This is a genomic window from Ruminococcus flavefaciens, from assembly GCF_900143025.1.
In the GTDB taxonomy this organism is placed as follows: Bacteria; Bacillota; Clostridia; order Oscillospirales; family Ruminococcaceae; genus Ruminococcus; species Ruminococcus flavefaciens_I.
This window is the reverse complement of sequence record NZ_FRCT01000003.1, coordinates 211,255-232,237: the sequence shown is the minus strand read 5'-3', so window position 1 is coordinate 232,237 and position 20,983 is coordinate 211,255. Positions and strand designations below refer to the sequence as shown.

Annotated in this window: 12 protein-coding genes; 8 read left to right on the top strand and 4 right to left on the bottom strand. The window is 43.7% G+C overall.

What is annotated here, in order from left to right; genetic code table 11:
- Window position 1: 1 nt before the first annotated feature.
- The gene (locus BUB28_RS04815) at window positions 2–649 is read right to left on the bottom strand and encodes a TetR/AcrR family transcriptional regulator (protein ID WP_072949379.1); all 648 of its coding nucleotides are present in this window, start codon (window positions 647–649) and stop codon (window positions 2–4) included.
- Between the two features lie 115 nt (window positions 650–764).
- Between BUB28_RS04815 and BUB28_RS04810 the strand changes: the two genes are divergently transcribed.
- The 5 genes from BUB28_RS04810 (at window position 765) to BUB28_RS04790 (ending at window position 10,139) form a co-directional block, all read left to right on the top strand.
- Window positions 765–2,219 (top strand): DUF6937 domain-containing protein, encoded by a 1,455-nt coding sequence (locus BUB28_RS04810; protein WP_072949377.1) that lies wholly within the window; start codon window positions 765–767, stop codon window positions 2,217–2,219.
- A 371-nt stretch (window positions 2,220–2,590) separates the two neighbouring features.
- Window positions 2,591–5,707, top strand: coding sequence for a carbohydrate binding domain-containing protein (locus tag BUB28_RS04805; protein WP_072949375.1), 3,117 nt, complete (start codon window positions 2,591–2,593; stop codon window positions 5,705–5,707).
- A 484-nt stretch (window positions 5,708–6,191) separates the two neighbouring features.
- Entirely contained in the window at window positions 6,192–6,506 is a 315-nt protein-coding gene (locus BUB28_RS04800) for a TfoX/Sxy family protein (RefSeq protein ID WP_072949373.1), read from the top strand.
- 32 nt (window positions 6,507–6,538) lie between these two features.
- Window positions 6,539–7,210, top strand: coding sequence for a methyltransferase family protein (locus BUB28_RS04795; RefSeq protein WP_072949371.1), 672 nt, complete (start codon window positions 6,539–6,541; stop codon window positions 7,208–7,210).
- Between the two features lie 37 nt (window positions 7,211–7,247).
- On the top strand, window positions 7,248–10,139 hold the full coding sequence (locus BUB28_RS04790) for a family 43 glycosylhydrolase (RefSeq protein WP_072949369.1): 2,892 nt from the start codon (window positions 7,248–7,250) through the stop codon (window positions 10,137–10,139).
- A gap of 201 nt (window positions 10,140–10,340) precedes the next feature.
- Here BUB28_RS04790 and BUB28_RS04785 read toward each other — a convergent pair whose 3' ends face one another.
- A complete protein-coding gene (locus BUB28_RS04785) occupies window positions 10,341–12,410 on the bottom strand; it encodes an Eco57I restriction-modification methylase domain-containing protein (RefSeq protein ID WP_072949367.1) in 2,070 nt (689 codons plus the stop codon).
- A 298-nt stretch (window positions 12,411–12,708) separates the two neighbouring features.
- On the opposite strand from BUB28_RS04785, the gene BUB28_RS04780 reads away from it, so the two are divergent.
- Both BUB28_RS04780 and BUB28_RS04775 read left to right on the top strand, forming a co-directional pair.
- Window positions 12,709–14,673 (top strand): GGDEF domain-containing phosphodiesterase, encoded by a 1,965-nt coding sequence (locus tag BUB28_RS04780; protein ID WP_072949365.1) that lies wholly within the window; start codon window positions 12,709–12,711, stop codon window positions 14,671–14,673.
- A 228-nt stretch (window positions 14,674–14,901) separates the two neighbouring features.
- Entirely contained in the window at window positions 14,902–16,521 is a 1,620-nt protein-coding gene (locus BUB28_RS04775) for a cellulase family glycosylhydrolase (RefSeq protein WP_072949363.1), read from the top strand.
- A 61-nt stretch (window positions 16,522–16,582) separates the two neighbouring features.
- Here BUB28_RS04775 and BUB28_RS04770 read toward each other — a convergent pair whose 3' ends face one another.
- Both BUB28_RS04770 and BUB28_RS16940 read right to left on the bottom strand, forming a co-directional pair.
- Complete coding sequence (locus tag BUB28_RS04770) at window positions 16,583–17,449, bottom strand: aromatic acid exporter family protein (protein ID WP_139277507.1); 867 nt, start codon at window positions 17,447–17,449, stop codon at window positions 16,583–16,585.
- A 207-nt stretch (window positions 17,450–17,656) separates the two neighbouring features.
- Entirely contained in the window at window positions 17,657–19,225 is a 1,569-nt protein-coding gene (locus BUB28_RS16940) for a dockerin type I repeat-containing protein (RefSeq protein WP_081373376.1), read from the bottom strand.
- Between the two features lie 329 nt (window positions 19,226–19,554).
- Here BUB28_RS16940 and BUB28_RS04755 point away from each other — a divergent pair, with 329 nt between their 5' ends.
- A complete protein-coding gene (locus BUB28_RS04755; RefSeq protein WP_072949359.1) occupies window positions 19,555–20,826 on the top strand; it encodes an aspartate aminotransferase type Ic in 1,272 nt (423 codons plus the stop codon).
- Window positions 20,827–20,983 lie beyond the last annotated feature (157 nt).

Below are 20,983 nucleotides of genomic sequence, written 5' to 3'. Positions count from 1 at the left end.
GTCACTCCTTCCTCAGAAAGTATACGGCGGTGTCGATTATGGTGCCCAGCTCCTGTTCAGCATGAGAGAAGTCATCACCGGGCAGAAGCTCTCCCTGAATGAGCTTTTTGCTGAGCTCCATGAGCGTATGTGCATATGACAGATAAAAAAGTCTGACATCGGGTATCTCGCGGACTGTGCCGTCGGATATCCCTGCCATATATGACCTCTCAAATACGGGATAAAAATTGATTATGGACTTTTCGTATTCCTTCAGATCCTTTTTTGGGATATCACCGGACGAGAGCAGGAGGTCGAATTCGGCAAGGAGCCGCATAAATCCGGGGTGCGCCTGATAGAGGACAGCGAACATTCTCATAAGATCGTTGATCTGTTTGATACCTGACTGTTCAAGAAAGACCTTTGACTCGAAAATACCGCTGAACATCTTGTTGAGCTCGTTCCACATATAGGTCATAGCTGCGATAGTTATGCCGTTTTTAGTGCCGAAATATCTGTAGAGCGTTGCAACACCGATGCCGCATTCATCAGCAATATCGGTCATTTTAACAGCCTCGATGCCATTTTTCAGAAACAGCTGAGCACTGACCTCGACAGCCTTCTCAAAGCGTTTATTTTTTAAAGTTTCCTGAGAAAATTCATTTACCACTTGACAAACCTCCTTTTTTGTGATAGACTATATATCAGATGATAGACTGTCTATCATTCCTTAGAAATATTTTAACATATTTTAACGCCTTTGTCAATACCTCGGAGGGATTTTTATGGACAGATCAAAATATATTTTTGGAAATGAAATTTCCCGCAAAGCCTATAAAAAGGCAGTAAAGACCAAGGGAAAATATATGAGCAAATACGGTGACGATACCCAGACAGAATATCACCTTTCAGCAGTGCCTGCACCTGCTATTGCAGAGCCGTTAGGTGTGAAGCAGATAGTGCTGAGCAAGGAGAGCGGCTGCAAATTCGATGATAAGAGCATTATAATCGGCAATATCAGAATGGGCTTCGGACACTACAGGATATCAATGGCAATAGCCTCGGCAGCCCATGCAATGGGCTATGAGCCATATTGGTTCGACCTTCACTCATTCAAGCAGGCTTCCTGCGGAAAGATAATCGCCGAGCAGAATGAACTGTATTCTCTTGGTTCGAGACTGTCACAGAAATTCAGTCTGTTCAATAAGCTTGTATGGGAGCCGCTGAACAGCGAGGGCTTCCGAAAGCTTACCTATAACAGTGCCGACCAGAAGACAACAGAGCTGATGACGGCGGTATTCCGTGACCTGCCAAAGGATATACCATATGTAGCTACTCATGTGTGGCCGTCACAGGCGGCGATACACGCAGGACTTACCCACGTTGTGAACGCTATTCCCGATAACTGGCCTATGGGACTTCATCTTTCCGAGGGCGCGATACATACAGTTCAGACACCTTCCTCATATCTTGGCTACAGGGCTCTGAGAGGAATGGACAAAAAGCGTCAGCTGAAGCCTATGCCGAAGGAGGCGATAGTATACACAGGTCATTATATCGACCATGAGCTTGTAAGCAATATTGAGAAGGACTGTGAAAAGCGCATCAAGCGTGTGCATGACGGCAAAGCCAAACGCTGGCTGATGTCGGTAGGCGGAGCAGGTGCGCAAAAGGAGATATTCATTGCAGTTATCAGGAAGCTGCTGCCTGCAATAAAGGCTGGCAAGGCGACACTGTTCATAAATGTTGGCGACCATGATAAGGTATGGCACGAGCTCATTACAACAGTTCCTCAGATGAAGCCTTTCCTGCATGAGCACTTCGATGACTTCAATGAGACCTCAAGGTTTTGCAAAGCGGCATATGACGGCGATGTAAAGGGCATACACGCATTTTGTCACAAGGACATATTTGCGGCAGTGTATTCCACAAATCTGCTTATGAGATGCAGCGATGTTCTCATAACAAAACCAAGCGAGCTTGCGTTTTATCCTATCCCAAAGCTTATGATAAAGCGTGTAGGCGGACACGAGGCATGGGGAGCTATCCGTGCTGCGGAAATAGGCGACGGTACATATGAATGTGCCACACCTGCCGAAACTGCGGCAATGATCGACATGATACAGCATGGCGGAGATATTATCGAAAAGATGTGCGGATATATCCTCACAGCAAAAAAAGCAGGCGTATACGATGGAGCGTACCGCGCCGTAGAACTGGCTTTCAGGGGCAGAAAGTAAATTGTATTCAGTGCCAAAGGCTGCACATTTGGAGTGTAGAGCTCATTATTGGCACATGGTTTATGTTTGTTTGTAATTATTGAAATTCGGAACGTATAGTAGGTATAGAAGAAGCATTTTCTGATAATGGTATTGATTCACGGCATTTTGCAATTTCGGCAAAAGCCGTGAATTTTTTACATTACTATATCAATTCGTTTTTGAATGTGATACCTGCACAATTAATTTATTGATATGATGTACAAAACGCTGAAAATTACGCTCAGCCATCAAAAAATCCACCTTAATATGTGAAAAATAGGTTGTTTAAAAACATAGGGTAAAGTATAATTAAATAGGTAAAAATTGTTTTTTATAAAAGGAGTGATAGCATGAAACATTCAACCATTATGGGGAAGGTCCTGTCTGTTGTAACAGCTTCGGCATTACTGTTCGCAGGCGTGACGATCCTCCCCGAAAACTCTGCTATTGAAGCCTCTGCGGCTGGTGCGGCGGTCATCGACACCACCGATGTCTACCAGACTATAAAGGGCTTCGGCGGTATCAATCTTCCCGAGTGGATATCACAGGGAGATATGACGGATTCGCAGGTGCAGAAGGCTTTCGGCAACGGTGCTGACGAGCTTGGATTTACTATCCTGCGTATTTACGTAAGTGACGATAACAACGCATGGAGCAGAGCAGTACCTACAGCAAAGCGTGCTCAGGCACTGGGCGCGACCGTATTCGCTACACCATGGAATCCTCCTGCTGATATCCGCAACACAGTCAACGGTGGACTTCAGGGCGGTAAGTATCAGCTGAAGAAGGACAAGTGGGCAGAGTATGCACAGCACCTTAACAGTTATTGTAAATACATGGAGGGACAGGGCATAGATCTTTATTCTATCTCTATCCAGAATGAGCCTGACTATGCTTCCGAGTGGACATACTGGAGCGCAAGCGACCTTGCATCTTTTACAGCTCAGTACGGAAAGGCTGTAAAGGAAGGCACAAACGTTAAGCTCATGTCACCTGAGAGCTTCCAGTACAAGAAGGATATCTACAATGCTATCCTCGGCAATCAGCAGGCAATGGCAAATACCGACCTTTTCGGTACTCATTTTTACGGAACACAGCGCAGCCAGATGGATTTCCCTGCTCTTGAAAACTGTGGCAAGGATATCTGGATGACAGAGGTATATGTACCAAACAGTGAAGCAGATTCAAATGACCGCTGGCCTGAGGGACTTCAGGTAGCTGAGAATATCCACAACGGTCTCGTTGTAGGCAACCTCAATGCCTATGTATGGTGGTACATCAGAAGAAACTACGGTCCTTTGAAGGAAAACGGCACTATCAGTAAGCGCGGTTACGCAATGGCTCAGTACTCAAAATGGGTACGTCCCGGTGCAAAGCGTATCGGCGTTACCGAGCAGCCTAACACCAATGTTCTTGTATCCGCATATAAGAATACAGACGGTAATGTAGCAGTAGTTGCTATCAATAAGAACAATGCTGCTGTAAATCAGGAATTTACAATGGGCAGTGGTGAGACTGTCCAGTATGTTGACAGCTATACAACATCATCAACTGCAAATATCTCAAAGAAGGAACTCACAGCCAACGGAACAAGCTTCTCAGCTTCACTTCCTGCACAGAGCGTTACTACTTTCGTTCTCACAACAGAGGGCGAGGGAGTTGATCCTTCAAAGAACGTAGATGAAAACGGTTACTTCTTCCATGATACATATGACAGCGGTACAAACAGCTGGTCGGGAAGAGGAGCTGCATCTGTAGAGTCCACAACCTCCGAGAAGCTCAGCGGAAACGGCAGTCTTGCAGTTTCGGGAAGAACAGCTTCATGGAACGGCGCAGTAAAGTCACTCAGCGCAAGGACATTTGTACCGGGAAATGCTTACAGCTTTGCTGCAAATGTTAAGTATAACAGCGGACCTGCCGAGCAGACATTCCAGCTTTCTCTCCAGTATTCGGACGGTACTACTACATTGTACGATCATATCGCATCTGTAACTGTACCAAAGGGCGAATGGGTACAGCTTGCAAACAAGAGCTATACAATACCGGCAGGTGCAACAGATCTCCAGCTTTATGTTGAGACTGATGATACCGATACAGACTATATAAGCTTTTTCATCGACGAGGCTATAGGTGCTCCCGAGGGAACTGATATAGCAGGTGCAGAGCCGCCGAAGCCCTTTATTCTCGGCGATGTCAACTCCGATGAGATTATCGACTCACTTGATATGATAGCTGCAAGAAAGGCTATCCTTGCAGGCAATTATGTTAAGGCAGCCGATGTTGACAAGAGCGGCAAGTTCGAGGTAAATGACCTTGTTGTACTTCAGGCATTTATTCTTGGCAAGATCACAGCTTGGCCTGAGCCTGAGACTCCTCCCGCACCACAGGTAGACACCTCAAAGTGGGACAACTATCAGGAGACAGCTACTGCTCAGTATATCGACTTCTATGAGAGTTCTATCAAGCACATGGGCAACACATACAGACTTGCTCAGAAGCTTACAGCAGCCGAGAACGGCGAGTCTCTTACAGTAGCTTACCTCGGCGGTTCTATCACAGAGGGCAAGAATTACACGACTCCATTCTCAAATTACCTCAAGAATACCTTCGCTAAGGGCAGCTTCAAGGAAGTAAATGCAGGTTTGTCAGGTACTTCATCTGTTGTAGGACTTGTCCGCAGCGAGAAGGATATCGTTTCACAGAAGCCTGATATCATATTCCTCGAATTCTCTGTAAATGACCATGAGGATATCATGTACAAGAAGTGCTTTGAGAGCTGTATCAAGAAGTTCCTTGATATGCCGAACGAGCCTGCTGTATGCGTACTTATAACACGCGCAAGAGGAGGCTTCTCAAGTCAGGCACAGATGTACCCGATCGGTAAGAACTTCGATATCCCTGTAATAAGCATGGACGATGCTCTTACAAAGGCATTCAACAGCAAGTTCCTCCAGACAAGCGACTACTACACAGACGATTATCACCCGCATCAGAAGGGCGGTCAGCTCGTAGCTGATTGCATGGCATACTATGTACGTCAGGCATTAAAGTCAAAGAATCAGTCAACAGGCTATACACAGCCAACAAGCTATGTTTACGGCGCAGAGTATGCAAACTGTGTGAATGTAAATCCAAAGGACCTCGATAACTTCAATGCAGGTTCATGGACAGCAGGAACAGGCTATAATTCACTTCCTTACTCTTATACACTCAACGGCAGCAATCCGATGAAGTTCAAGACAGAGGGCAAGGGACTCATCATCGTATTCAAGGCTAACAGCTCAGGTATGGGCAGCATCAATGTAACTGTAAACGGCAAGACCACAAAGGTCAACGGCAACAAGCAGTATACATGGGGCGGTCCTGATGCAGAGCTTGGTTACTATCAGGATACAACAGGAGAACTCGATGTTTCAATAAGCGGAAGCGGAAGCTTCACTATCTGGGGCATCGGTCTTGTAAAGTAAAGCATATCATTAAAAGCTCCGACTTTTTGTCGGAGCTTTTTTGTGTCAAAAGATATAAAAAAACACAAAATCCTATTGATTTTTCGCTGAAAATAGTATAAAATGGACTTATAGCATATAAACAAACTAATAAATACTCAGAGATGATCAAATATGGATTATTTTCCAATTTTTCAGGAACTTTTTTAATCATACACAGTATATTTTTTATTAATTGGCTTAGTAGTAGCTTTTTGGATCGGTTTGATAAAAATGAAAGCCAAAACAAGGAGAAAGTTGTTATTTATCAGCATCGGGATATATGTTCTGAGTGAAGTTGTATTGAATCTGCATCCAAGTTATATGCCTGGATTTGCTTTTCTATTTCTCGGAACATTTTCAATAGGTGCTTTTATTGGTATTGCATTAACTATGTTAATAAACAAATTTTGAAAAAAGGCTAATTATACAATCGATTTAAATTAATAAACGGAGACATACAGGAATGGCTTCATCAAAGGATTATCTTGAATTTGTACTGGAACAGCTCTCGGAGCTTTCCGACATAACGTACCGCGCAATGATGGGAGAGTTTATCATTTACTATCAGGGCAGAGTTATCGGCGGCATATACGATGACAGATTTCTTATAAAGAATACAAAGACTGCAAGAGCGCTTATGCCTGATGTTTCTCTTGAAATCCCATACGAAGGAGCAAAGGAGATGCTTCTGGTGGAGGATATCGAGAATAAATCTTTCCTCAGGGAATTGTTTGAGTCAATGGTCGGTGAACTTCCGCTGCCGAAAAAGAAGAAGTAACACTATTATGGGGGAAATAGAGGGGAACGGGAATGAAAAAGGAACTTATCATAAACGGATTTATAAAGCTGATCTCGGGATTCATCATATTAATGCTGCTGATATTTTTGTCTGCGGGTACGTTGAGATTTTTAAACGGCTGGCTGTTTATCGGTCTTCTGTTTATACCAATGCTGATAATGGGGATTGTATTGCTTATAAAAAATCCTGCACTGCTCGAAAAAAGACTCAACGGAAAGGAAAAAGAGTCCAAGCAGAAGGGCGTAGTTGCACTTAGCGGCATAATGTTCCTTGCAGGTTTTGTGGTCGCAGGACTTAATTACCGCTTTGACTGGTGGACTTTGCCTGATTGGTGCGTAATTGCGGCTTCTGTGGTATTTTTGCTGTCATATGTCATGTATGCAGAGGTACTGCGTGAGAATACATATCTTTCGAGGACAATAGAGGTGCAGGAAAAACAGAAGGTCATAGATACGGGACTTTACGGCATAGTGCGCCACCCAATGTACTCAGAGACTATACTTATGTTTCTTGCCATACCGCTGATTTTGGGGTCACTTATAGCGCTTTTCATTTTCCTCGCTTATCCGCTTGCTATTGCGCTTCGTATAAGTAACGAAGAGGAAGTTCTGGAAAAGGGACTTGCAGGGTATTCCGAGTATAAGAAAAAAGTAAAGTACAGGATAATACCGTTTATATGGTGATATAAATGAAAATCTAAGTTGAAAAGAGGTCATGAGCATGAACAGACTGAAAAAGCTGTTTGCCGCAGCAGGAGCGGCTGTATTTGCTTTGTCGGCTTGTCCTGTAAGCGCAAATGCGCTTGTAACGGCTGACTTTGCAGACGAATACGGCGAGGTCATAAGCGGAGCTGATTACACTATCATGGTGAGGCTAAGCGGCAAGTACATAACAGCGGCAAATGACGGAAATGTCCACCAGTGGGAGAAATTGGGCGATGACTCGCAGGTATGGCATATCGAGAGTGCAGGGGACGGAAAATGCTGCATACTCTCGGGTAAGGACAGAAGTCTTGCACTGACAGTTGAGAACGGCGACTCTACAAACGGCAACAATATCTATCTTTCCGAGTATAAGGATACAGCAGCTCAGCACTTCATACTCCACCGCACCGATGATGCATACTATATCACAGCGGAGTGCTCGGGCAATGCAGCTCTTGATGTGTACGATATCAGCCATGAAAACGGTGCAAATGTAGATCAATGGGACTACTGGGCAGGAGAGGGACAGAAGTTCTATATCCGACCTGTGGGCGGCGATTTCAAATTTCTACGCGGTGATCTTAACTTTGACGGCAATGTTGACATCTTCGACCGTATTGTCATGCAGAGAGGTGTAATAGGCGGCTTTGACGATACAATGTCAGCGGTTGTGGATATGGACGGGAACGGAACTGTGAATACTGCCGACCTTGTATTGCTGACAAGCTATATTGCGGGAAAAGACGTTTCTATTGAGACCTACAGCACCATATCCAACGAAAAGCCTGATGTAGCCTATCTCTTTGCCTACTTCCTGGGAAATGCTCCCGAGCAGGAGCGGCTTTCCTATGCTGTAAGTACGGATGGCTACAACTTCAAGGCACTTAATGGCGGCGGAGCTGTGTGGAAATCCAGCGTAGGTACGGAGTGCCTCCGTGACCCGTATATATTCAAGGGTGAGGACGGACTGTACTATATGCTTGCTACGGATATGAAATCATCTCTCGGCTGGAACAGCAACCGTAATCTCCTCAGTGCAAAGTCTACCGACCTTGTTCACTGGTTTGATGAGACAAGTATAGAGATAGCAAATAAATATCCCCTTATGCAGGGAGCAGACCGTGCTTGGGCTCCGCAGGCTATATATGATCCCGAAAAGCAGTCCTACATGATATACTTTGCGGCAAGAGTACCGGGGCGCGACAACAGGACAATAATGTATTATGCCTACAGCAAAGACATGAAGAAGCTTGATACAGAGCCTCAGCTCCTATTTGCACCTAAAAACGGCAATGACGCTATAGACTCGGATATAATCCATGTTAATGATAAGTACTATATGTACTATAAGAACGAGACAAACAAGCGAATTTACCTTGCAACTGCCGATCACGCAAGCGGTCCATACAATGAGATAAAGCAGGTATCCGAGGGCAATATCGGCGTTGAGGGTCCTAACATATATAAGCTCATCGGTCAGGATAAATGGCTGATGATGTCTGATGCATATGGCGACGGTTATTACGTTATGCAGGAGACAAGAGACCTTGAAAACTTTACAACAGTCAGCCGAAACAACTACAGCTTTAACTTCACTCCTCGCCACGGCTATGTTATCCCCATAAATGCAGACCAGTACACTGCACTTATAAATGCTTATCCTTCCGCAGGACTTGCTCCTATAAATACGGGAGTAAAGCGGGTCTCTGTCAGTAGTGGCATCGGACAGCCGCTGAATATGCCAAAGACTGTTACTGCTGAGTATACAGGCGGCGGAAAGGGCGAACTGAGCGTAGATTGGAGCAGCTCGGATATTGCAAAGGTGGATACTTCAAAGGCAGGTACTTACACTGTAAGCGGAAGTATAAAGTCAAGCTCGGAGCTTTATGCAAACCCTTTTATCAAGGAGAGAGCCGATCCGTACGTGGTTGACGGAGAGAACGGTTACTACTATTTTACAGCTTCTTATCCTGCTTACGGCAGTGTTGACAAGGGCTATGACCGCATAATCCTCAGACGAAGCAATACCGTTGGCGGACTTGCTACCGCGGAGGAAAAGACCATATGGAAGGCTCATTCAAGCGGTATACTTGCAAAGCATATATGGGCTCCTGAAATGCATAAGATAGGTGATACATGGTACATTTTCTTTGCAGCAGGCGCAAGCGGTAATATATGGGCTATACGTCCATATGTGCTGAAATGCGACGGTGAGCCATTTACGGGAAACTGGACTGAGTGCGGACAGATGCAGGCAAGTGCAGGAGACAGCGAGTCCTTTGCAAACTTTTCCCTTGATATGACCTATTTTGAGAATAACGGCAAGCATTATGTCATCTGGGCGGAGATAAAGGGCGACTCCTCGTTGTTTATGGCTGAAATTGACCCGTCACAGCCCTGGAAACTGATAAACAAGCCCATAATGCTCACAAAACCTGAATACAACTGGGAAAAGGTCAATAATAAGGTAAACGAGGGTGCTGCGGTATTGAAAACGGACAAGAAGATATATGTTTTCTTCTCCGCATCGGGAACGGGCTCGGAATACTGTGTAGGCAGGCTTGAGGCTGATATCAATTCAGACTTAATGAATGTAAACAGCTGGAAGAAGCTGAGCAGCCCTGTACTCCAGACCTCGGACCTGAAAGACCAGTCAGGTCCCGGACATAACAGCTTTGTTACCGATGAAAAGGGAAATCTTCTTATAGTTTATCACGCCCGTCCTGCAAGTCATGCATCACAGGGCTGCGGTACATACAATAAAGACCCTCTGTATGACCCATGCAGACATACACGCATAAAGCGTGTTTGCTTTGACGGAAACGGTTCGCCTGTCATAAATCTCAGCGATGATGCGGAGATATCACAGGCAAACAGGACTGTAACGGCTACGGTCACAATTGGCTGATTTAGCCCTTAGCCTTTAGTTCTTAGATCTTAGCTCTTAGGTCTTAATTCTTTTATCACGTCCTTTCATAAGGGGGCACAAAAACGGCTTTTTTCAACGGAAAACCATTGATTATTGAAAAAGAAAATTTTATATTCTGCGATATAAACAAAAACAACTTATCGGAATTGTATGATGTTACTAATTCTGATAAGTTGTTTTTTATATAAGCGGGTGACGCTTGAAATCGCGGCTGGTCTCAAAGCTGTCATACTCGGCTTTGGAAATTTCCGTACATTCCTGTGCAAGCTTATCCACGGTTACGGAGCTTTTATAAATAAACGGGAATTTTGCCACTTCTCCCGACTGAAAATTCAGCGTTGGATTGAGCTGACCGAAGATATAGGCGAAAACCTTTGAATTGAGCAGGGCACAGATGTAGTTCTTTTTGTCGCCAAGCTCGAAGATACAGCAGCCGCCGTTGTCGAAAATATAGCCTTCTCCGAACTGTCTGATACTGAATTTGCCGCTTGTGAGAGTGGACCATGTAAGCCCCGGCATTGTGAAGTATTTGTAGTTGGCAATGACTGCGGTGGGTATATTTCTCATTTCTGCTGCATCGTCATACCAGTCTATGAGGTAGTCGTTGAAGCCGTACCATTTTCGGTAGCCGCCGCCCTTATTATATGGGAACCAGCGCTTTGTCAGAGTTTCGGCTCTGTCTATCCTGCGGCAGTTGAGGTTAATTTTGTTTTTATCCACCTCGTACCATAGGCGCAGAAAGCGGTCGTTATCCGATGTGGAATTGCCCTTTCGCGGCGCGGCTATGCTTCCTAACGGTGGGTATTTGCCGTATAGCTCCGATATTTTCGGGCTTAACCAGTAGGCGGCAGGGCATGAGGGGATATTCTGAAAGCTTTTTGAGTCGGCAGTGTAGATATATCCGCATTTTCGGTCTGTAAGGGCATTTCTGAACATTTCGCGCTGTACTTCAAGTCCTCCTCTGAAATCCGTGAGTCGGAAGAATGTACTCTTTTCATCTGATGGTGAGTTGTTCAAGGTGAACGCACAAAGGGGGACAGTCGCATCGTAAAATGCGGAGTACTCGAACTGTATGAGGTCATTTATGTGCTTGTGTGTGAACAGCAGCTTTCTCAGCTCCTCGTAGCTTTTGATAAAAAGCCATACATAAGGCGTCAGCAAGCCTATACAGCCGTTTTTATCCGCAAGCTCGGTGCAGCGGACAATGAATGAAGAAAACAGGTCTGAGGAGTATTCTGTATAGTTTTGTTTTATGAACGATAGAAGGCTGCTGTTCATGTTTCTTGTGCTCATGTAGGGAGGATTTGTTACAACGACGGTGTATTTCCCTGTAAGAAGGTCATACAGCTTTGCAGCCCTTTTATCAGCTTTATTCGGCGGTACAGTCGGACGGATAAGGCTGCCGAAAAGACTGCTTCCGTAGAACTGGTCGGCGATATCTGCTGTCATATCTTCCATATCGCAGAGCTGAGGCTCTATGCCGAAGTTCAGAACGTCAGGGCAATACTCCGAAGCCTTCATAAACAGGGCGAAATGTGCTATCCTGCGAGCACGGCTGTCGATATCTATGCCGTAAATGTTTTTCGTGAGTATAAGCCTGCAAGCCTGTGCTTTGGCATATCCCATTGAAAGGTACTGCTTCATAAAAAGCTCGAAGGCGTATAAAAGGATATTTCCGCTGCCCATGCAGGGGTCAAGGAAGGTTATATCCTCGGGAGAAATATCAATTCTGCGCTTTATGCTTTCGGGAACGAGATATTCAAGTTCGGAAGCATCATATCCGCAGCCTTCTGCCAATATCCTGCCAAGTGTATTTTCGGTCATATAGCGGACTATCCAGTCGGGAGTGAATATCTGAGTAGCCGCAGGCAGGTCGTCGGAGTTTATTTTTTTGTTCTTTTTTAGCTCGCTGAATATCCTGTCTTTTCGTTCACTGTTGAAGTACTGGTACAGCTGACCGACTATCTGCGCGTTATTCAGCCATTTCTCATGGGGTATCGCTGAAAGCATATTGAAGATACGACCGGAAAGCTGTAATGTAAATCCGCTGTTCTGCGGCTCAAATATGTCGGGCATAAGGTCGCAAAGCTCAGAGGGAGTAGTCTCAAAGCCGTTTTCGTACATATAACGTGCGGAAACGGCGCAGAAAAACACTTCAAAGGAGAGTTTTTCGGTATTATCACAAATTATTTCCTTATCAAGATAAGCTCGTATAGCTGCTGCTGTATTTTTTAATAAGGTCTTTTTCAAGTATATCCCTCCCTTCAAAGAAATCTGCCTTTTTTCAGTATATCACTGCTTTATTATACTATAAAATAAAAGATAAAGCAATATCACATGAAATATCACGGTAAGTTTATTTTGTATTATAATATACTTTGAGGAAGTGATTTTTAACTCAAAAACAGGCTTAATTATCGCTTTTAAGCTGATTATATGTATAAAAACACTAAATTTATGTGACTTCTATTGACAACTTACAGACATTATGTTATAATGAGCTTGAATTTAAAATTTATTTTTATGAATTACTAAGGGGGGTTAATTCATGAAAGTACTGCTTCAGGGTCTTGGCTTTGAAAAAGAATGCAAGTATGTCCGTGACTATTTTTACAGGACTAATATGCGAGCCAGCATATATATGTCCATAGTGGTGGTCGTACTTGAGATCTGGATGATAATACGAATGACAAGAACCATATTTGAGCATAATCTTCAGAGCAGGTTCGCGTATTATTTTGAAAAATATTATCTGAATTATATTGTTCTTCTTGCATCGGGCGCTCTTATGCTCGTATGCGCTGTGAGGTACATTAAGGGGGAAAAGAAGAGCAGCAGAGCAGTCGGGCTTTTGGTGAAATGGATATTTACATTAGTATGTATTTATTTCGGCATAAAGGTTTCCCTGAATGACTACTCAAAGGGCGAGCAGATCCTTACGTTCCTGACTATGGAGCTGTTTTCACTTTGTCTGCTTACGTGGAAACCTTATATTGCTTTCCTGATCTCAGCTTCTTCGTATCTGTATTTCTTCCACAGGATAGATCAGATGACAGCGGTGAATACAGGTCTTATAGGTACTACAGATGCTACGAAGGTCAATTTCTTCATAATGTGGCTATCTACCATGATGGTTTGTATTGCCAACTATAACAATACAAGGGCTCAGGCTCTTAAAGACCAGAATCTGGAGGAGGTCAATACATACCTTTCAAAGATATCTGTTGAGGACGAGCTTACGGGGATACATAATATGGTTTATTTCCGTTCGGAGGCTGAGAAGCTCCTCAACTATGTGACCACTGACAGAGAAAGTATTATCTTCCTTTTCTTTGATATAGAAAATTTCAAGTCATATAACGAAAAATACGGCTTCCATGCAGGAAATGACCTGTTGAAGAGGATCGCTCATATGATAGATGCGGCTTTTAATGGCTCACTTGTTTCAAGATTTTCCGATGACCATTTCGTCGTGCTCACACGGTTGGACGGAGTGCAGAATGTTATCGGTGAGCTTTCCGGCGAGGTAAAGAGACTACAGAAGGAAGTACACCTTGAATTGAAATGCGGAGCCTACAAGCCTGTTGGCGATGAGGCTGATGTAAGCCTTGCCTGCGATCGCGCACGTTTTGCCTGCAACAGTATCAAGAAGCATTATGACAGGACTCTCAGACTTTACGATAAGTCGCTGGAGGATAAATTCCACCTCAAGCAGTATATCGTAAACAATATTGATACAGCTATTCAGAACGGATATATCAAAGTTTATTATCAGCCCATTGTTTCGACAAAAACAGGCTGTATATGCGGTCTTGAAGCTCTTGCAAGGTGGCAGGACCCGAAATACGGACTTCTTTCTCCCGGGTCATTTATAGAGATACTTGAAGAGTATCGCCAGATATATAAGCTGGATAAGTACATCATTGAGGCTGTATGCAGGGATTATCGTGACTCTGTGGACAATAAAAAGCCATTTGCGCCTGTTTCCCTCAACTTCTCAAGACTGGATTTCGAGCTTTGCGATATAGTTGGCTATCTTTGCGAAATGGTGGAAAAATACGATGTGCCAAAGGAATTTATGGACGTGGAGATAACGGAAAGCGCCCTGACGGTACAGCAGGACTTCCTGCCTGACGCTATAAAGAAGCTGAGAGAATTCGGATATAAGGTATGGCTCGATGATTTCGGAAGCGGCTATTCGTCACTTAACGTTCTGAAGGATTATCACTTTGATGTTTTGAAGATAGATATGAAGTTCCTTTCGGGCTTTAAGAATAATGAAAAGACACGACCTATTCTTGAAAACATCGTTGATCTTACAAAGCAGCTCAAAATGGTTTCCCTTACCGAGGGTGTGGAGACAAAGGAGCAGTTCGATTTTCTTGGAAATATCGGCTGCGAACGTGCTCAGGGCTATCTGTTCAGCAAGCCTGTGCCCTTGGAGGAGCTAAGAGAGCGGATCGCTGCAGGCGAGTTGAAAGTGTGCAGGGATATAAGTATCAAATCAGCATGATCGTTCATTATGGTAATTCATATGTTATTTAAAGCGGTACAGTTTCGGCTGTATCGCTTTTTTATTAATTTGGGTGGACAAAATGAAGATTAGGTGTAAATAATAACAATATTATTACGTAAAATACTAAAAAATATCAAAATAATGTTGCGAAACGGAAAAAAAGGTGTTATAATACTTTTGGGTAACAGATCCAATCGGGGAATTAATTTTTAGGAGGAATTAAACATGGGAACAAAAAAGTGCAGTTTAGTACTTGCAGCTGTGGTACTGGCTTCTACGTTCGGAAGTTTTCCGCAGTCAAACGGGACAGTGTATGCTGCCGACAAAGGTATGCGCGATATGACGACTATGGAAATAGTCAAGGAAATGGGAATAGGCATCAATCTTGGTAATACTATGGAAGCCTGCGGCGACTGGATCGCTGATGTTGACAAGCAGTGGGGCGACGGTGTCCTCACCGTGCAGGATTATGAGACTGCATGGGGAAGTCCTGTTGTAACAAAGGCAATGATACAGGGCATGGCTGACGAAGGCTTCGGAGTAGTCCGCGTTCCTGTTGCTTGGTCTAACCTTATGGGCGAAAATTATAATATCAATGACGACCTTGACGCAAGAGTACATGAGATCGTTGACTGGGTAATCGACGCTGATATGTACTGTATAATAAATATCCACTGGGACAACGGTTGGGTAAATACATTCCCCGATAACAAGGACGAGTGTATGAAGCGTTATAAGGTAATGTGGGAGCAGATCGCAGACAGCTTCAAGGAGTACGGTGACAAGCTAATGTTTGAGTCACAGAACGAGGAGCTCGGCTGGGAGAAGATCTGGAATCCGTGGGGAAGCACAGACGGAAAGGCTGAGTCATATGGACTTGTGAACGAGATAAATCAGAAATTTGTTGATACTGTCCGCAGTTCCGGCGGAAATAATCCTAAGCGTCATTTGCTGATATCAGGATATAATACAGGCTTTGACCGTACCTGTGATCCGCTTTTCAAGATGCCTGACGATCCTGCTAACCATATGGCAGTTTCCGTACATTACTATACTCCCGCCGGTTTTGCTATCCTTGAAGATAAGGACGAAACATGGGCAAAGGCTCGTTCTACATGGGGAACAGACGCGGACTACAAGGAACTCAACGACAATATGGAAATGATGAAAAAGGGATACGTAGATAAGGGTATACCTGTAATTGTCGGTGAATACGGCTGTCCTACAAAGGGAAAAAATCCTGATTCGGTAAGACTTTTCCTCAGCTCTGTCTGCAAATCAGCATACGAACACGGACTTTGTCCTGTACTCTGGTCAACTCCGGATTCCACAACAGATGACGGTACTGTAATCAAGGGTCACTATGACAGATCTGCCTGCAAGCTCGTAGATCAGGAATTGAAGAAGCTATTCAATGAGATATCGGGATTTGTGCCTAAGACTCATGAGACTACTACGACTACAACTTCAACAACTACTACATCGACAACAACTTCTTCTTCAGCAACTACAACATCGACTACTACAGTTACAACAACATCTGCTGTTGAAACAACGACTTCAACAGTTACGACCACATCTGTGCCTGATATCAAGGTAACGATATGGGGCGATGTGAACTGTGACGGTGATGTGGATATGTCTGATATAGTCCTCATTATGCAGAGTCTTGCAAATCCGAACAAGTACGGTCTCGGCGGAACAGATGAAAATGCAATAACCGAACAGGGACAGGCAAACGGTGACGTTGATACTTCGAGCAAGGGTATCACTTCAAACGATGCTGTACGTATTCAGGAATTTCTTCTCAAGAAGATAGCATCACTTGCTCCTGTAACTCAATAACAACTCCTATCAAAATATAAAGAAAAGCTCCTGTATGTATCATACACACAGGAGCTTTTTCTTATATACTTCGTTCGATGTCGACTGTTTTTCTGCGCCAGTCGTTAGATGCCGCGTCATAGGCTTTATTGAAAAAAGCGTCTGCTTCTTCTGCCTTGCCCATTCTTTTAAGACACCTTGCTTTATCAAGGAATACGCCGAAGGAAAGCTGTTCGTCATTTGCATACTTGTCCAGAAGCTTCAAGGCGTTGTTGTACTGATCGTGTATCATAAGCGACTCAAAATATGCTGTATCTATAAAATAGTCGGTGATCTCGTTCATACCGCGGTATTTTGAGAAATATCGTTCGCCGTTCCTGAGCTGATCCTCAACCATTTTTTTGTCGTTCCGACCTGCATACAGCTGCACCCACAGTACACACAGCATTACGATATTATGCTGAGCAGGCAGCGATTCGGGATTTTTAGCCTGTATCTGCATGAAGTCGATATCAGCTATCTCAAGCTTTTCCTCAGACTTGTCAAACTGTTTCAGTGAAAGGTAAGCCTCTGCGAGGAACATAGCGTACTGATTTGTATACGCAGTATACTTTCTTGGTTCAGCCCTGCAAAAGGTGAGCTGCTCCTCCATTTTGGCTATAACCTCGTCGGAGTATCCATGTTCCGCAATTTTTTGCAGTATCCTGCGGAAAACACTGTACTGCTTATTGAGCCGCGGAAGTATGAAAAGCCTTGCAACGAGGTTGGCTATCACCGAGCCGACTGCTGCAAATAACACGCGAAAGCCTATTGTATTTGCTTTTTGTCCGCTGATAATGTCGATAAGAGATGTCAGCGAAAAGATGATAATAAACATCATCGCCCAACGCATGAATAGGGCAGTGAAAATAAGTATAAGCTTATTTGTCTTTGGAGTTGGTTCTTTCATATTTTATCATACTTCATAAATATGAAGCCCTTTCTTTTAGAATATGGTTTGGGTCTGCATTTTTCGGGGAGATGGTTCGGCTGCAAGCTTTTTAGGTTTGCAGCCTATGTAATCATAACACAAAACATCATATTTGTAAAGCGTCATTAACGTACAGAGGCTCCGATAAAAGCTCGGAGCCTCTGACGTTTTGAAATGGAAGAACAATTAATGATTAATGAGCAGTTTTCTTAAAAAGACAAGGTCAAAAACATCAGCAACGCCGTCTTTATTACAGTCGCAGCCTGAACGAAGTCTTACTTTGCCAAGGAGAGAGTTTTGCAGGTAAACAAGGTCTGCAATATTAACTTCTCCGTCACGGTTGATATCGCCTACAGGTCTTTCAGGGAACACGAAAAATGTAGTTGTAGTGGTGGTTGTCTGCGAGGTGGTTGATGTAGTAGTTTCTGTGGAAGTAGTTGTTGATGTGGTGTAAGTAGTAGTAGTTGACGTTGTAGTAGGTTTTGACGTAGTTGTTGTCGTTGTTGTGGTAGTTGTCGGCTCTGATGTAGTAGTTGTTTCAGATGTGGTTGAAGTAGTAGGTGTAGTTGTAGTGGTGGTGCTGGTAGTAGTTGTTGTGGTTGTGGTTGTAGTTGTAGTTGTAGTTGTAGTAGTTTCTGTTGATGTCGTGGTCACAGGCGGAGCCGTGAAGACGTAATCATTTACCGATATTTCGGGATATTCCATTGGAGTAATGGTGTAAATGCTTTCGGGAGTATGATTTGTGAAGAAGCGCTTTGAACCTTTCAGGAAGTAATCATACTTGATCTCACGGCCGTTTTTTCCGTCAAGATCGTCCCATGTAACGTCCATAGCATACCAATTGCCGTCCTCCATCTGAACGTAATTCCACATATGAGCGGAATTTTCTTCATCATTCAGATTGCCGAAAACACATACGCAAGGGATATCGAGCCTGTCGCAAATAAGCTTGAAGGCTTCGGAATAACCCTCACATACAACACCTGGTTCAACAAGAGCTCCAAGAGCTGAACTGCTGAATTTTGCTTCGGTGTCATAATAGGTGAAGAGGGCAATTTGATCATGGATCTTTTTCAGTTTTTCATATCTTGTTTCGCCTGATACATCGACTTTTTCAATAGCCTCCTCAAGCATATCACCGTACTCGATAGCTTCCTCTACGGAACTGAAGCAGCTAAGATAAGCAGGATATATGGTTATATTGTATATTGTAGCAATATAACCTGAACGCGGCCAGTTTGATGTGAAGCCCGTATCCTTTCCGATAGCAATAGCCCAGTTTGAAGGGTCTACCCAGTATAGCTCAGGCATATCGAAGAACGCGCAGTCCAGTCCGGGTTTGCAGTTTTCGATAAATGCAGTCTGAAGAGCTTCAGCATCTTCGTCCTTGAAGCCGTTTCTTGAATACGGTGAGGACGAAAGGCTTACAGTGACAGGCTTTGGCAGCTTTACTGTGAACGCCTGATCGGTAGGTTTAGTGAGAGTTTTTACGGTATTGTATACTGCAAGATTGTTTTCATCAAGCATATCGCCGTAATTGTAAGAATTGCTGCTGTAATTAGATCTGACCTTTGGATTGTCAGAAAGCTGATATCTGCCAAAGATATCAATATCCCCGAGATACGTTTCATTCTCAATAAAGTCTGCATTTCCTGATGTCATATCGCTTTCTGCGAATGCCGTGCTAAAGCAGCCGCCGGTAAGCATAACCACAGATGTCAGAACAGAGATCGTCGATGAGATTAATTTTTTCATAAAGATACCTCCTATAGAAGCAATTAATTCCCATCCCCTATGTACTTTTTCTATATACTTATATTATATACAAAATCGCTATAAAAGTCAATGGCTTTATCTTAATTTTCATCAAACATTTACATTTGTACTTATAACCATCACAGCTATTCCAAATGAGAATATCGCTATATATCGGCGTAATTGCGAAAATAACAAAAAAACGGAAATTCCTGCATTATAATTTGTTATATTGTCACTTGAAAATGTCCGAACGCTGTGATATACTTTTATTTGGAGATTTTGTGCTGTTATGCACCTATAAATATTTGAAAGGTGAGATCCCTATAATGAATTTATCCCAGATGACAAAAGATGAGATCGCTTCGTTCAAGAATGAGAACGAGAAGCTCTATAACGACTTTAAGGGTCAGGGGCTTTGTCTCAATATGGCAAGAGGTAATCCGTGTAAGGAGCAGCTTGAGCTCAGCGTGGATATGCTCAAGACTTTTGATGACGGAAACTTTATGAGCGAATGTGGAAACGATGTCCGCAATTACGGAATACTTGACGGTATCCCGGAGGCAAAGAAGTTCTTTTCAAAAATGCTTGGCGTTGATCCTGAGGAAGTCATCATTTACGGTAATTCAAGTCTTAATGCTATGTTCTTTGCAGTGCAGTGCGCCTTCAACAAGGGCATACTGGGCAGCAAGCCGTGGTCACAGTGCGGAAAGATAAAGTTCCTTTGTCCTGTTCCGGGCTATGACAGACACTTCAAGGTAACTGAGTTCTTTGGCGTTGAGATGATAAATGTTCCTATGACTCCTACAGGTCCCGATATGGACATGGTCGAGGAACTCGTAAAGGACGAGGCAGTAAAGGGCATATGGTGTGTACCGCAGTATTCAAATCCTGACGGTATCTCATACAGCGATGAGACAGTAAAGCGTTTTGCTTCTCTGAAGCCTGCTGCAAAGGATTTCCGTATTTTCTGGGATAACGCTTATTGTATACATCATCTCACAGATAAGCCTAAGTATATTCTTAACATACTTGATGAAGCTAAGAAGGCAGGCAATGAGAACATTGTCTATATGTTCGGTTCAACCTCAAAGGTAACATTCCCGGGCGCAGGCGTTGCTGTAATGGGTGCAAGCAAGGAGAATATTGAGGAGCTCAAGAAGTATCTCGGCATCAGCATCATAGGCTACGATAAAATGAACCAGATGCGTCATGTCAGGTATTTTGGTACATACGAAAATATGGTCGAGCATATGAAGAAGCACATGGCTATCATTGCTCCTAAGTTCAGACTGGTATGCGAGAGGCTCCAGAGCGAGATCGCTCCTCTCGGAATTGGTTCATGGACTACACCTGAGGGCGGTTACTTTATCTCATTCAATGCACCTGACGGCTGTGCAAAGAGAATAGTTCAGCTCTGTAAGGATGCAGGCGTAACACTTACAGGTGCAGGCGCAACCTTCCCATACGGCGTTGATCCTGACGACAAGAACATCAGACTTGCTCCTACATATCCTCCTATAGAGGATCTTGCAAAGGCTATGGATCTGTTTGTTATCTGTGTAAAGATAGCGGCTGCTGAAAAGCTTCTTGCTGAATAAGAAATATTTACGGGCGAACAGTGTTCGCCCGTTTTTGCTGCATTATTGTTTTAAAAACGAAACCTCCCGAGTTAACCGTGGTACTAATATAGAAGCTTATACTATTTATCGGGGGAAACCTTTCTGAAGAAAGGCTTTCCCTTTTTGTTTTGGATAG

Bases quoted from the DNA above. Each gene is read 5' to 3' on its own strand.
- BUB28_RS04795 (WP_072949371.1), top strand. From the start codon at position 6,539: ATGAAAAAGGAACTTATCATAAACGGATTTATAAAGCTGATCTCGGGA.
- BUB28_RS04790 (WP_072949369.1), top strand. From the start codon at position 7,248: ATGAACAGACTGAAAAAGCTGTTTGCCGCAGCAGGAGCGGCTGTATTT.
- BUB28_RS04780 (WP_072949365.1), top strand. From the start codon at position 12,709: ATGAAAGTACTGCTTCAGGGTCTTGGCTTTGAAAAAGAATGCAAGTAT.
- BUB28_RS16940 (WP_081373376.1), bottom strand. From the start codon at position 19,225: ATGAAAAAATTAATCTCATCGACGATCTCTGTTCTGACATCTGTGGTT.
- BUB28_RS04775 (WP_072949363.1), top strand. From the start codon at position 14,902: ATGGGAACAAAAAAGTGCAGTTTAGTACTTGCAGCTGTGGTACTGGCT.
- BUB28_RS04805 (WP_072949375.1), top strand. From the start codon at position 2,591: ATGAAACATTCAACCATTATGGGGAAGGTCCTGTCTGTTGTAACAGCT.
- BUB28_RS04800 (WP_072949373.1), top strand. From the start codon at position 6,192: ATGGCTTCATCAAAGGATTATCTTGAATTTGTACTGGAACAGCTCTCG.
- BUB28_RS04770 (WP_139277507.1), bottom strand. From the start codon at position 17,449: ATGAAAGAACCAACTCCAAAGACAAATAAGCTTATACTTATTTTCACT.
- BUB28_RS04755 (WP_072949359.1), top strand. From the start codon at position 19,555: ATGAATTTATCCCAGATGACAAAAGATGAGATCGCTTCGTTCAAGAAT.
- BUB28_RS04810 (WP_072949377.1), top strand. From the start codon at position 765: ATGGACAGATCAAAATATATTTTTGGAAATGAAATTTCCCGCAAAGCC.